Raw genomic sequence first — 12,439 nt, forward strand, 5'->3', positions numbered from 1 at the left:
AAGATATGCATTACTACGAATCCATGAAATCCCTCATTGGGAAAACGCCGCTTGTAAAATTGAATCATGTTGGTGTTCCCGAAGGCGTAAATTTATTCGTAAAACTTGAATTGTGGAATCCTTCGGGCAGCGTAAAAGACCGCGCCGGCCTTTATATGGTCGAAGACGCGTTCACCAAAGGGACGCTCAAACCTGGCGGAACGATTATCGAAGCAACCGCAGGCAATACCGGGCTTGGAATTGCATTTGCAGCATTGAACCGCGGAGTGCGTGTCATTTTTGTAGTACCGACAAAATTTTCACAAGAAAAGCAGACGCTTTTGCGTGCGCTTGGCGCAGAACTCATCAACACCCCGCGTGAAGAAGGCATGCTCGGCGCAGAAAAGAAAGCAGAAGAACTGCTGAAGCAAATTCCGGATTCCATTTCTCTCAGACAATTCCACAACATGGCAAATCCGCGGGCCCATTATGAAACGACAGGACCTGAAATTTACGATGATCTCGATGGCAACGTCGATTATGTTGTTGCAGGCGCAGGAAGCGGCGGTACATTTAGCGGCATTCTCAAGGCACTCAAGGAACGCAACCCCAAAATTCAAGGCGTACTCGCTGACCCTGTAGGCTCTACAATGGGCGGTGGCGAACATGGAGACTACAACATCGAAGGAATCGGAAACGATTTTATTGCAGACACTATGGACATGTCGCTTGTGGACCGCGTCATCAAAATTAACGATGACGACGCTTTCGGTGGTTCCCGTGAACTCGCGCAAAAAGAGGGAATTTTTGCGGGATCTTCTTCGGGCGGCGCTTTCGCAGCAGCCAAGAAACTGATTGCATCGGGCGCTCGCGGGAACATTGTCTTTGTAGCCCCAGACCGTGGCGATCGTTACTTCAGCAAAGGCTTATACAAATAACATAAAAATTCATCTTTAATTAGAGTGCACAAGTTTATGATTAGCAAAACTGCGCTTTTATGCGCTCTTGCCCGAGCTGTCCACACTCACGCTAAAAGTGAAAAAATTTTTGAAGACGAATTTGCACAGGATTTTGTGGGTTTGAAGGAATATCGCCACGCACGCAATCTTGCAAGGCAGTTCCTTCCTGCAAAAAAGTCGAAGCCCAAAGATTACCCGGCTAAGGATTTTATCGACCAATACCTTCTCCCAATCATTCTTCCACGAAATCGATTTGCAGAAGACATTGTCGACGCCAAGCAGAAAACAGGAGACGTGCAATACGTTCTCTTGGGTGCAGGCCTAGATTCCTTTGCGCTTAGGAACAAAAGTCAAAATGTCGATGTCTTTGAACTGGATCTGTACGAAACACAAGTTTTCAAAATCGATCGGACGCGAGAACTTTTCACAAAGAGGCGTCCCAAAGTTCACTTTGTAGAAATCGATTTCAACAAGGATAGCATCATTAGCAGATTGGCAAACGCCGGTTTTAATCCGAAAAAGCGCTCCGTCTTTTCGATTCTCGGCGTGTCCTACTACATTCCTATTGAAATCTTTTTCAAGACGATTGCGGAAATTTCTAAGATAGCAGCACCCAATAGTGCAATAGTATTCGATTACTACGAAAAAGAGCGGGACAGTGCGGACAGCACAACCAAAATCAGTCGCTTAAAACAAATAACAGCATCGTGCGGCGAGTGTATGGTTGACGGATACGATCCCGTTCAAGTTGACAATTTGGCCAGGAAATCGGGTATCCAATATTGTCACGATCTCTCTCCCAAAGATATCGACGATGCCTTTTTCAGTGCATCAACTGGATTGTCCGCATTCGAGGGCGTTCATCTGATGTATTGCGGTTTGTAAAGCAAATCGTTAACAAGATAACTGACTGTTTTGTTATCGAGAAAGTCGATATTTCGCTATTAAAAAAAAGTATTAGAAATAGACTTCACATGATTCTATTTTTATCTGGTTAAAATAAAATCGGGAAAGGTAAAGTCATGTCTGAAGTCAAAATACTTGCTGCTAGAGATTTTTACAAGATTGATTTACAAAATTCAACTTTGCTTGATGTTCGCGAACCAAGCGAAGTGATTGTCCGACCTATAAATGGCGCAGTTCAAGTTCCATTCTTTGAACTATCAAAAAAAGTAGATTCCATTCCCAAAGACAAACCCGTTTATGTGTTCTGTTCGACAGGTGACCGCTCCGAACAAGTTGCAGAAATTCTTGCCGACAGAGATTACGAAGTCTACAATCTCGAAGGCGGGCTAGAAGCCTTTTCTAAAGTCCACTTCGTTGATGCCAAAGGGGCAAAATGCCCCGGCCCTATCGTTCAAGTAGACGAGGCAATCAAAAGCGTTTCGCCTGGCGAAGAAGTGCAAATAGAAGCAACCGAAAAGGCTTTTTATTCGGACATACAAGTTTGGTGCCAGCGCACCGGCAACGAGCTAAAATCGCTCACAGAAAGAGACAATATAATTTATGCGACCGTCGTAAAGCGCAACGCCCCCGTCGCCGAAAAGCGAGAATTTGAACACGGCAAAACATTTGTCGTATTCAGCGGGGATTTAGACAAAGCAATCGCTTCGTTCATTATGGCAAATGGTGCAGCCGCGATGGGCCGCCCAGTTACAATGTTCTTTACCTTTTGGGGTGTAAGCCTTTTACGCAGACCAGAAAAAGTACGCGTCAAAAAATCACTTATCGGAAAAATGTTCAGCTTTATGCTGCCGCGAGGTTCCAAAAAGCTCGGACTTTCACGCATGAACTTTGGCGGTATCGGTGCAAAAATGATTCGCGCCGTGATGAAACAAAACGGAGTTTCTTCGCTCGAAGAACTGATTGAAAGCGCAAAGCAAAAAGGCGTAAAGTTCGTTGCATGCCAAATGTCGATGGAACTCATGGGAATTACCGCCGAAGAATTGATTGACGGCGTGGAACTTGGTGGCGTCGCGACCATGCTCGGCTCTACTGAAAAATCTGACCTAACATACTTTATATAACACTCGTCGACTTAATTCGCCTTCGTCCAGAATAGCACCTTGCGTTTTACAAATTCAAAAAATTCCATGATCGCAAGGACAACAATGCCAGTCCACAAAATTCCCGCAACCATGTTGGGGTAATCGGAATAGTCAGCGTAGAATTGCACAAAGTGTCCAAGGCCTGTATTTTCGCCGAAGAGTTCAGCAACGGTGAGCATGATGAACGAAAGTCCCATGCCTACGGAAAGCCCGGAAAATATGGACGGAAGGCTTGCAACAAATGCAATTCGCCACAAGTATTCAAACTTGCCAATTCCAATAATGGCGGCATTTCGCCTGTACTTTTCAGGAATGTCCGCAGCACCTGCAGCGGTATTCAAGTAGATAGGCCAAAAGGCCGCAATGAAAATAATGAAAGTAGAGGACAAGTAAAATGTCGGCAAAATCGCAATGGCGTAAGGGATGTAAACGTTAGGCGGAATCGGAGCTGCGAATCGTGAAATGGGCTTTAGCATAGTACCCACCCAAGGGACAGACCCCGAAACAATTCCGAGAGAGATTCCGACGACGGCAGCCGCGAAATAAGCAGGGACAAGTTTCAAAAGCGACGACCACGCACTGCGCAAAAGCTCCTCGCGAGAATTGAAAAGCGCCGTCAAAACCGCTTTTGGCGATGGGAACAAGTATTGGCTGCTCCATTCCGGGCCACTACTGATGAACGTCCAGATTCCAATCAAGAACAGAAGGAATAAAAATCCTGAAAATTTAGATAGATATTTCACAAAAATTCTCATATACTTGCGCCCTCCTGTACGGTATGCCCGAGTTTTTCAAGGATGTCCTTGTGGTAAGCTTCTTCAATTTCAACGATTGTCTTTTGGACTTTTTCGTTGCGGAACCATTCGCTACGGCTCTTTTTCACTGGAAAATCCAAAGGAATATCTGCGATGATACGGCCTGGCGTCGATCCCAAAACGATAATTCGACTTCCGAGATAAACGGCCTCGCGAATGTCGTGCGTCACAAACAAAGTCGTAATTGCACGGTCTTTAGAGCCTCGGCAAAGCTCCAAAACCAAATCCTGGAGACTTGCACGATTTACAGGATCAAGTGCTCCAAAAGGTTCATCCAAAAGAAGAGCATCTGCGCCGACGCTCAACGCTCTTGCAATAGCACCGCGCTGACGCATACCGCCCGAAAGTTCAAAGGGATATTTATGAAGGCTTCCCGAAAGCCCAACCAAATTCAGGTATTCTTCTGCCAAATGTTTTGCAAAACTCCCCTTGACCTTTTTCGTCTTTTTAATGGCAAGAGAAACGTTCTGTAGAAGCGTAAGCCAAGGAAAAAGAGTGTAGTCCTGAAAGACCACGCTCCTTTCAGAAGAAGGCTTTTCAATTTCCTTCCCGTTCCAATAGACATGGCCCTCATTTGGCTTGGTCAGCCCTGCGAGAAGATTCAGCAAAGTGGTCTTGCCACTTCCGCTTTCGCCTAATAGACATACAAACTCGCCTGGTTTGATTTTCAAGTTGATGTCTTTCAGGATGGGTTTGCCATCATAGGAAAAAACGAGATTAGTCGCTTCGAAACCACTTTGTATTTGAGTCATTTTAGTTCCTTAATTTCTAGATAGGAAAATCTTTTCGGCCTGCGCGTAGAATTCAGATTTGGGCTTTTGCTTGCGAAGTTCTGCAAGAGCGTCACGATAGTAGTTCGTGAGAACGTATTGAGAGACCTTCTTGTCGGACTTGATGAACTCCGCATCCTTCAAGAAATCCCAAAAGAATTCAACGCCTTTCACGTTCGGGTCGGTATCCTGCGTCACGTAACCGCTGTAGAAAGCCTTGTTGACGAGAGCCGTATCAAGCTTAATCCACTTTGCGATAATTTCAACGCTCTTCTTGTGATCGTTTGCGACAAGTTCTTCGGCTTCAATCAGCGACTTGACCAAGCGCTTGTAAATGTCGTCACGGCCTTCAAGTTTGCGGAGCGATGCAATGAGGCGGCAGCAAATATGACCGGGATTGATGTCCTTGCTGCGGAGCACTACGGAGAGGCCGGTTTCTTCGGCACGGAGGTCGTGCGGTCCCCAGGTCACGCCGGCATACACACTGCCGTTCTTTACCGCTTCGATAACTGCAGGCGGATTCTTGAGTTCTACAATAGTAACATCCTTACGCCAGTCAATACCTTCTTTTTTGAGGCCTCCGCGAACAATGGCGTCCGCTGTTCCCAAACGGATTGTAGCGATTTTCTTTCCCTTGAGATCGCTCAGTTTTTTGACGGAGCCTGCATTTTCCTTGCGAGTAATCACAGCCTGGTCGCCACCCATGAGGCCGCCAATAACGCGAATATCAGCACCCTGCGAAACATGGATAAGCGGAGCAAGAGAGCCAAATGCACCAGCATCGAGCTTTCCGGCACGAACGGCAGCAATGCCATCGCCAGAATTCGAAAATTCCACCAATTCTACGTCAAGGCCGTTCTTCTTGAAAATGCCCGCATCTTTTGCGATGAAGAATTTCCCCTGGCCCGTAGAAGAGAGGTAGCCGATGGAAAGTTTGTCTGCGGCGATTGTGGAAGTCACGCAGGCGAGAACGAACAGGAATGCCGATGCAATTCGAGTGTGTAATTTATTCTGAGTCATTGTAGAATTCTCCATTATTAGAAGGCGTAAGTTGCAGAAAGGTGATAACGATTCAGGTCCGCTTCTTTTACCGTATTGGCGATCAAGTAATCCGTTTGAACGTGAAGGTATTCGAATCCCAACGAGAATGCGTCTGTCAAATTGTAGGTCGTGTTGGCAAAGAATGAGAAGTTTTGTTCACGGCCACCGGCTTTTCTAATATCTTCACGTTTTAGCTTGTCAAGCCCGGCACCCACATTAAAGGCCAACTTTTGGATAAATTTGGCTTGCAAAGCAATCCATCCACCGTAAGCACCAATGCTTCTTACGCTTTCGGGGTCTTCAGTATTCGAAACCAGTCCGCGTCCAATACCGGCTGCGTATGTATCGAGATTGGCACCGACAAAATACTCACCAAGGAAGGTAAAGTTGCTTGTGATGGGGAGAGTCAAATCGACGTTAAATGACCATGAGGGAATATCCTTAGTATCACCAGTTGCATCCAAGTCAACTTCTTCTTGGCCATAATGACCAGAAATACCTAAACCGAACTTTTTGTTTTCAACCCAAAGCGGAATGGCAATACCGATGCGTCCCTGAATGGTAGGAACGTCTGCATCGACACCGGTCTCTGAAGCAGAAGAAGTGTTGTACGGCTGCGTTTCGCCGATAGTGCGAACAAGAGCAACGGCAAAATCTAAAGAGCCATTACCAACAGGAACTTTTTCGGTCAGTCGGAGTTGTGCTCTGCGAAGGCCCGGATCACCAGAGTTGTTAAGAACGCCAGCATTGAGCGTTGGAGTCACGAGGGGAGAAATCAAATCCCATGTCTGACCGCCCAAAATGGAGAAGCCGGACTTGCCAAAAGAAATTTCGCCGTAACCATGACGGAGACGTGGGACAGGCGCATTACCGGAACCGCCGCCGTAGAAATCAACTTCGATTTTACCGTTCGCCTTGAAGAACGAAGTATCGCTACCGCTCGAAAGATTCAAACCGATTCGAGTGAGGTTCGGCGTGAAATGCCAGCCACCATCGTTTTTGTTGGCAATATCCGATTGAGCAGCAAAGTTTGCAAAGTTGCCATTGTTGCTCTTGGAATCTTCGTAGGCGGCGTTCAAAGACGCAAAACCATAGAGTGTAGCACTTACGCCAGATTTCGTGGTAACAGCAATAGGTTCAGCAGCAATTGCAGTAATTGAAGACAAAAGAACAATTTGAGCTATAGATTTTTTAATATTGAAATTCATGGAGAAACTCCTATTTTTTATGAGTTTAGTAACCACGCAGAGCAATATTCTGCGCACTTTTAAAATTGCCGATTAGCCTTCAAAAAGGCTTTGGCTTAGTTATTGGAGATTTTACAGCTACAACACATATAGGTATCCTCGTGTTGATTTGTGGAAGTTTCGGAACACAATGTTCTCGAATGCAACGCTTAAATTAGAAAAGAAAAAATGATTTGTAAAATACTTTATTTTTATCACACGATATAAGAAATTTATTTACATATAAAGTATAGTTATACAAAATAAACTCAGATAGCAGTAGCCTATACATGTACAATAGATTCACGTCGGAGTTTATCATACGAGCATTATAAAAAAGGAAATGCCCGATCAAGTCGGGCATGACGTTCTCTTCTGTCACCCCGGCCACAGTGCCGGGGTCAACTTTTTACGGCTTTTTTTATTATTTTCCGCCAACGGATGCGCTATAAATTTTTTCAAGCAAATTAAGCGCACCCTTATAACCGACGAAACTACGATTGATAATCAAAGTTTCGCTGGACGGAGGCGTAATTTCAAAGAACAAAGCGCCCTTATCATTGGCAAGATTGATTTCCCAAGAAGAAGCAAGAATCAACGGCTTTCCAGAAGAGAAATCAACTTCCTTGATAGCTTTTTCAATCAAGTAGCCATCTTCTTCGAATTCCACTTCAACATCGACACCTTCGCTGATGTTATGGAAAGCATCTTCGATGGTCTTGCGGAATTTCTGCGGAGGATCGTCCGTGATAATCGCCTTGCGCGGAATAAGGCCGATTTGGTCGGCAAGGAACTTGGTGTAGGCAAGCGTGTAAGCGGAATCAGCAGTAATTGCAAATTCACTCGGCATACCGTACCAGTATTCAGCAAAGAATTCAGAGAAGTGTTCCAAATAGTAGTAATAAATACCATTTTCTTGTTCAATGAACTTTTCGCTCTGTTCCTTATCGATTCCGGCAAAATCAACAACTTTGCGGATAAATGCAGCAGTTGCTTCGGCACCGATTGGAATTTCAGGAATATGGAGGAACGGCTGACCATATTTTTTTTCAAGGTGTTCAGCATTTCTCACGCCGACCCACGGAGAGACCACCAGGTTAAACTGAGCTTCCGGAATGCGCAACCAATCCTTGACACCGCTATTTTCAGGTCCAAAGAGCACATTCACTTCAAAACCAGCGCCACGGAGAATACGGGCAAGTTCCTGATAATCACCGCGCCAGTTCTGGTTGTAATACGGAACTTCGAACCAAAGATTGATAAGACCCTTCTTGCGTTCGCCCTTGTAATCGCCCACAAACTGATCGACAATGGCGTTTACCACTTCTTCGTGACCGAAAAGGTTATTGCCCTTGAAGCCTGCGGTATCCACAGCCACAATCGGGTAGCCCAAATCGCGATATTCATTCACCAAGCTGGGAACGTCATCACCAATGAGGCCGCCCACGCAACCCGTGAGAACAACATAAAGGTCGCCATCGAAAACTTTGAGTGTCGATTTGATTAACTGATCCAAAGTCTTGATGCCGCCAAACACGATATCGTTTTCGGTGGAGTTTGCACTCGGCATGTTACCGGCACCAGCAAAAATGCTGCCCTGGAAACCGTTTTCAAAAGTGAGGAATGCGGTTTGCTTAAGCTGGCAACCCGGAGAGCAGTTGGCTATAGGAACTGCACCCTTGATGCCGACAACCGTATTGGACGCACCGACTGCACAAGAATAGCGGGGGTCCGAAATAGAATTGCTTTTTTTCTTTGTTTTAAGTGCTTCTGACATTTTCGAAATCTCCCTTTTTATGCGTTTTCTGAATTAGATTCTTTGCCTTTGCTGAACTTGAGATTTCTCGGTTCAGGAAGGTCGTTAAGTGCTTCTGGGTGATGCGTCAAATAGAACGGATCGTCCTGAGCAAGCCACCAATCAGAATACGGGAGTTTCACATTACGCTTGAGAACTTGGTTAAACTTTGTACGTGAAAGAACGCCCTTGAGCATTTCACCAATGCGGAGGATACCTTCGTAGCCCACCGGAATATGTTCGTCGCCCATGGTGAGGGTCGGGAATCCGAGGTGGCCTGCAACAGAAGCAAGGCCCGGATGGCGAATGAGCAAGAAGTCCGTCTTGGCACGCTTCAAAAGTTGCGGAAGCTGGAAGGCGCGAGTCTTACTTACAGTATAGTGCGGAATGTCGCCGTAAGTTTCCACAAGTTCCTTCAAGGTGTCTTGATGCTTTCCAGCGCCATCGTAAATGGGGTCATGATGGAACACGAGAGCTGCATCGTGGCCTATTCCGAGTTCCGAAAGAACACTGATAAGGCCGTGAGCATAAGCAGAACCCGTCATCACGATGCCGTTCTTGCCCTTGAAAAATTCGCGAAGTTCAGCGAGCTTCGGAGCAATACGCTTGTGTTCACTTTCGATATATTCTTCAGCTTCTTTTTCTTTACCGACAACTTTTGCAATAGCGCGGAGCCATTCGTCAGTGCCCTTGATACCGTATGGCTGCGGAGCATCAATTTGCGGAACGCCGAAGGATTCTTCAAGTGCGGTAGCCATGTAACCACCCAAAGTATCGCAGAAGGTAGCAGTCGCGACAGCTTCAGAAGCCTGGCGGATTTCATCGAAAGATGCAGTATCCAAGAGGTAGTTGACGCGGAGCCCAAGCGGAGCAAGCATTTCAGAGAAATAGTCCGTTCCCCAAAGAGCAACAATATTGAGCAAGTCATTTTGCTTTTTGGTCGGATGGCGATTCACGATTTGACGGAGAACGCCATGGAATGCAATGTCGAAGCCGGTTGACCAATGCTTGGAACGGAAACCTTCGCAGTGCAGCGGAATTATAGGCACGCCAACTTCAGGTTCCATTTCTTCGGCGATGGAGTCAATATCTTCACCGATAATAGCGGTAGCGCAAGCCATGCCAATGAAAATAGCCTTGGGATTGAAACGTTCCTTTGCATCACGAATCGTTTGACGAAGCTTTTCAGAAGCACCGAACACCATGTCCTGTTCTTTCAGGTTGGTGCTGATGTTCAAAGTATTCTGCAAAGGCTTGCCACGACGCTTAAGACCCACATGCATAGAAAGGTTGAATTTGGAGTTTTCGCCGCTGCAGCCGATCGGAGAATGGTCAATCAAAGCGCAGTCCGTGAGGTTGCCCACCTGGCACTGGACAATAGCGTTGGAGCACATGGTTTCTTGGTTGAGCGGAGAGTGCAATTCGCAAAGCTTACAGCCGGCCCCCTTGCTTGCGCAGCCACCGTGCTTTTTCGCGCTGCGTTCGTCGTAGGCAGATTCCTTGATCAAGTCGCTCGCCTTGCCGTCCCAACCGATAATGGTACCCAGTCGATATTCGCGGTTTTCGACCGAGGTCATATTTAAATTAATGTTAGTTGATGCCATAGATTTTTACCTCCTGCCGGTTCTCGCTAAATGGAGTAGTCCTTTTCCATCATGCCGTAGTCGATGAGAATTTGTTCCAAGCGGTCCTGCGTCATCGGCGTCGGGATGGTAAAGAGCTCGTTTTCGTCGATGTTCTTTGCAAGTTCGCGGTAGACGTTGGCCTGGTTGCAGTTCGGTTCGAAATCAATCACAGTCTTCTTGCGGATTTCTGCCTGCTGCACGATGTTGTTGCGCGGCACGTACTGGATGAGCTGCGTGTTGAGTTCCTTGGTGAATGCGCGGAGCAAATCAAGTTCGTTATCGACGTTACGGCTGTTGCAGATGATACCGCCGAGGCGAACTTCGCCGCGTTCGGCATACTTGGCAATACCCTTACAGATGTTGTTTGCAGCGTAGAGGGCCATCATTTCGCCAGAAGCCACGATGTAGATTTCCTTCGCCTTGCCTTCACGAATCGGCATGGCGAAGCCACCGCACACAACGTCACCGAGCACGTCGTAGAACACATAATCAAGATCTTCGGTGTAAGCGCCCAGCTGTTCGAGCATGCTGATGGAAGTGATGATACCGCGGCCAGCGCAACCCACGCCCGGTTCCGGGCCACCGGATTCCACGCAGCGCACGCCCTTGAAGCCGACCTTTTCGAGGTCAGAGAGCTGGATTTCGGTCTTGTTATCGCGAATGGTATCAAGCACGGTTTTCTGGTGGAGGCCGCCGAGCAAGAGTCGAGTAGAGTCCGCCTTGGGGTCGCAACCGACAACGAGAACATGTTTACCTTGTTCTACAAGACCTGCGGTCAAATTCTGGGTCGTAGTGGATTTACCAATGCCACCCTTACCGTAGATTGCGATCTGACGTAAACGTTTTGCCATAATGAAATGTCTCCTTAGGTTTATTTACCTACAGAAACGCTAGGTTTGCGAAATTTTAGAATTTGCGTCTACCCTTTTCAATACTTTTTTAGCCCATTCCGTTCAAAAAGATCCAATTTACAACATTGCTATAGTTTCATCTTATTACCCAATTCATTTTGTTTCTATCGCAATCAAGAAAATCGAACTTTATTTATTGTTCAAACAGGGTTTTATATTGCATTTACCTATTACGCTTTTTAAATTATGCGGGACTTCGGAATAGAAGCAAAAATTTAAAAGAATACAGAACGCTAGGTAACCGTTCTTTTATATAAACTAAACCGGTACGCCGGGAGTTTAGCCACGTAGAAAATTCATCTTCGTGGTTCATTTTACATTTGCGTTAAGGAGGCTTTTTTACATGGCTAAATACAAAGTAGCAGTTGCCACGAATGACGGAGTAAATGTCAATGTTCACTTTGGACACGCAGCCGCATTTGACATCTATGAAGTTGACGAAGCAAGCGGAAAATATGAGAAAGTCGAAGTCCGTTTAAAGCCGGAACATTGCGACGGTTCTTGCGGAGACGGCACTTGTGGCCAGCGCGAAGTTCAGCATTCATCGATGTATGCAGCAGCCAAGAATCTAGCCGATTTAGATTACGTGCTTTGCGAACAGCTTGGTCCGCAAGCTATACAATCATTGGCCCGCTTCAATGTACGCGCATTCGATATCGCGCTCCCCATCAGCGAAGCCATTGCAAAAATCAACATTTACAGAAACAAAATCGCAGAACGCGCATTACGATTCAAATCAAATCACAACGACTAAAATGAGTCTAAGCAAATTTACGATAAGAAAAGCGACGCTATCCGATTGCAATGCGATTGCCGCAGTGGAAGCAACATGCTTTCCGCCAGCAGAAGCTGCAAAACATGAAGATTTCCAAAAGCGTCTGGAACGCTATGCGGACTATTTTTTGCTGATGTTCGATGGCGACAAGCTGATTTCATTCGTAGACGGATTTGTAACGGACATTCCCGATTTGAACGACAAAATGTACGAAGACGCCGGTATGCACAATCCAAACGGAGCATGGCAAATGATATTCGGAGTCAACACCATCCCCGAATACCGCCGTCAAGGTTGTGCGGAAAAGCTATTGAGATTATTCGTTCAAAATGCAAAAGCAGAAAGCAGACGTGGCGTTGTTCTCACTTGCAAAGAAAAGCTCGTACATTATTACGCCAAAATTGGTTTTGTCGATGAAGGAATTTCGGCGGATTCGACTCACGGAAACGTTGTCTGGAATCAAATGCGACTGACGTTTTAACAAAGAGAGGTAAA

At 46.2% G+C, this 12,439-nt stretch carries 12 protein-coding genes; 5 read left to right on the forward strand and 7 right to left on the reverse strand.

Features of this window, described 5'->3' with window-relative positions:
• Positions 1–5: 5 nt before the first annotated feature.
• From BUC30_RS04810 to BUC30_RS04820, 3 genes are all read left to right on the forward strand, one after another.
• On the forward strand, positions 6–917 hold the full coding sequence (locus BUC30_RS04810; protein ID WP_073423773.1) for a PLP-dependent cysteine synthase family protein: 912 nt from the start codon (positions 6–8) through the stop codon (positions 915–917).
• A 36-nt stretch (positions 918–953) separates the two neighbouring features.
• On the forward strand, positions 954–1,823 hold the full coding sequence (locus BUC30_RS04815) for a class I SAM-dependent methyltransferase (RefSeq protein ID WP_073423774.1): 870 nt from the start codon (positions 954–956) through the stop codon (positions 1,821–1,823).
• Between the two features lie 137 nt (positions 1,824–1,960).
• Positions 1,961–2,965 carry a DsrE/DsrF/DrsH-like family protein gene (locus BUC30_RS04820; RefSeq protein ID WP_073423775.1) on the forward strand — a complete coding sequence of 335 codons (1,005 nt, stop codon included), beginning with the start codon at positions 1,961–1,963 and terminating at the stop codon, positions 2,963–2,965.
• Positions 2,966–2,976: 11 nt separating this feature from the next.
• Here the strand turns inward: BUC30_RS04820 and BUC30_RS04825 are convergent, their stop codons facing one another.
• From BUC30_RS04825 to nifH, 7 genes are all read right to left on the reverse strand, one after another.
• A complete protein-coding gene (locus BUC30_RS04825) occupies positions 2,977–3,729 on the reverse strand; it encodes an ABC transporter permease (RefSeq protein ID WP_244536481.1) in 753 nt (250 codons plus the stop codon).
• A gap of 8 nt (positions 3,730–3,737) precedes the next feature.
• Positions 3,738–4,553, reverse strand: coding sequence for an ABC transporter ATP-binding protein (locus BUC30_RS04830; protein ID WP_014545818.1), 816 nt, complete (start codon positions 4,551–4,553; stop codon positions 3,738–3,740).
• Between the two features lie 9 nt (positions 4,554–4,562).
• Positions 4,563–5,591: an ABC transporter substrate-binding protein gene (locus BUC30_RS04835; RefSeq protein ID WP_073423777.1), complete on the reverse strand. Its 1,029-nt coding sequence runs from the start codon at positions 5,589–5,591 to the stop codon at positions 4,563–4,565.
• Positions 5,592–5,608: 17 nt separating this feature from the next.
• Positions 5,609–6,820, reverse strand: a complete 1,212-nt coding sequence (locus tag BUC30_RS04840; protein ID WP_073423778.1) for a hypothetical protein — start codon at positions 6,818–6,820, stop codon at positions 5,609–5,611.
• A gap of 442 nt (positions 6,821–7,262) precedes the next feature.
• A complete protein-coding gene (locus tag BUC30_RS04845) occupies positions 7,263–8,615 on the reverse strand; it encodes a nitrogenase component 1 (RefSeq protein WP_073423779.1) in 1,353 nt (450 codons plus the stop codon).
• Positions 8,616–8,632: 17 nt separating this feature from the next.
• Positions 8,633–10,237 carry a nitrogenase component 1 gene (locus tag BUC30_RS04850; RefSeq protein WP_073423780.1) on the reverse strand — a complete coding sequence of 535 codons (1,605 nt, stop codon included), beginning with the start codon at positions 10,235–10,237 and terminating at the stop codon, positions 8,633–8,635.
• Positions 10,238–10,263: 26 nt separating this feature from the next.
• Entirely contained in the window at positions 10,264–11,109 is an 846-nt protein-coding gene (nifH, locus tag BUC30_RS04855; RefSeq protein WP_014545823.1) for a nitrogenase iron protein, read from the reverse strand.
• A 403-nt stretch (positions 11,110–11,512) separates the two neighbouring features.
• Between nifH and BUC30_RS04860 the strand changes: the two genes are divergently transcribed.
• Positions 11,513–11,923 carry a NifB/NifX family molybdenum-iron cluster-binding protein gene (locus tag BUC30_RS04860; RefSeq protein ID WP_014545824.1) on the forward strand — a complete coding sequence of 137 codons (411 nt, stop codon included), beginning with the start codon at positions 11,513–11,515 and terminating at the stop codon, positions 11,921–11,923.
• 1 nt (position 11,924) lies between these two features.
• Positions 11,925–12,425, forward strand: coding sequence for a GNAT family N-acetyltransferase (locus tag BUC30_RS04865; protein WP_073423781.1), 501 nt, complete (start codon positions 11,925–11,927; stop codon positions 12,423–12,425).
• Positions 12,426–12,439 lie beyond the last annotated feature (14 nt).

Origin of the sequence: Fibrobacter sp. UWB7 (genome assembly GCF_900142945.1) — a bacterium.
GTDB lineage: Bacteria > Fibrobacterota > Fibrobacteria > Fibrobacterales > Fibrobacteraceae > Fibrobacter.

Bases quoted from the DNA above. Each gene is read 5' to 3' on its own strand.
- BUC30_RS04810 (WP_073423773.1), top strand. From the start codon at position 6: ATGCATTACTACGAATCCATGAAATCCCTCATTGGGAAAACGCCGCTT.
- BUC30_RS04815 (WP_073423774.1), top strand. From the start codon at position 954: ATGATTAGCAAAACTGCGCTTTTATGCGCTCTTGCCCGAGCTGTCCAC.
- BUC30_RS04845 (WP_073423779.1), bottom strand. From the start codon at position 8,615: ATGTCAGAAGCACTTAAAACAAAGAAAAAAAGCAATTCTATTTCGGAC.
- BUC30_RS04820 (WP_073423775.1), top strand. From the start codon at position 1,961: ATGTCTGAAGTCAAAATACTTGCTGCTAGAGATTTTTACAAGATTGAT.
- nifH (WP_014545823.1), bottom strand. From the start codon at position 11,109: ATGGCAAAACGTTTACGTCAGATCGCAATCTACGGTAAGGGTGGCATT.
- BUC30_RS04835 (WP_073423777.1), bottom strand. From the start codon at position 5,591: ATGACTCAGAATAAATTACACACTCGAATTGCATCGGCATTCCTGTTC.
- BUC30_RS04840 (WP_073423778.1), bottom strand. From the start codon at position 6,820: ATGAATTTCAATATTAAAAAATCTATAGCTCAAATTGTTCTTTTGTCT.
- BUC30_RS04850 (WP_073423780.1), bottom strand. From the start codon at position 10,237: ATGGCATCAACTAACATTAATTTAAATATGACCTCGGTCGAAAACCGC.
- BUC30_RS04865 (WP_073423781.1), top strand. From the start codon at position 11,925: ATGAGTCTAAGCAAATTTACGATAAGAAAAGCGACGCTATCCGATTGC.
- BUC30_RS04860 (WP_014545824.1), top strand. From the start codon at position 11,513: ATGGCTAAATACAAAGTAGCAGTTGCCACGAATGACGGAGTAAATGTC.
- BUC30_RS04830 (WP_014545818.1), bottom strand. From the start codon at position 4,553: ATGACTCAAATACAAAGTGGTTTCGAAGCGACTAATCTCGTTTTTTCC.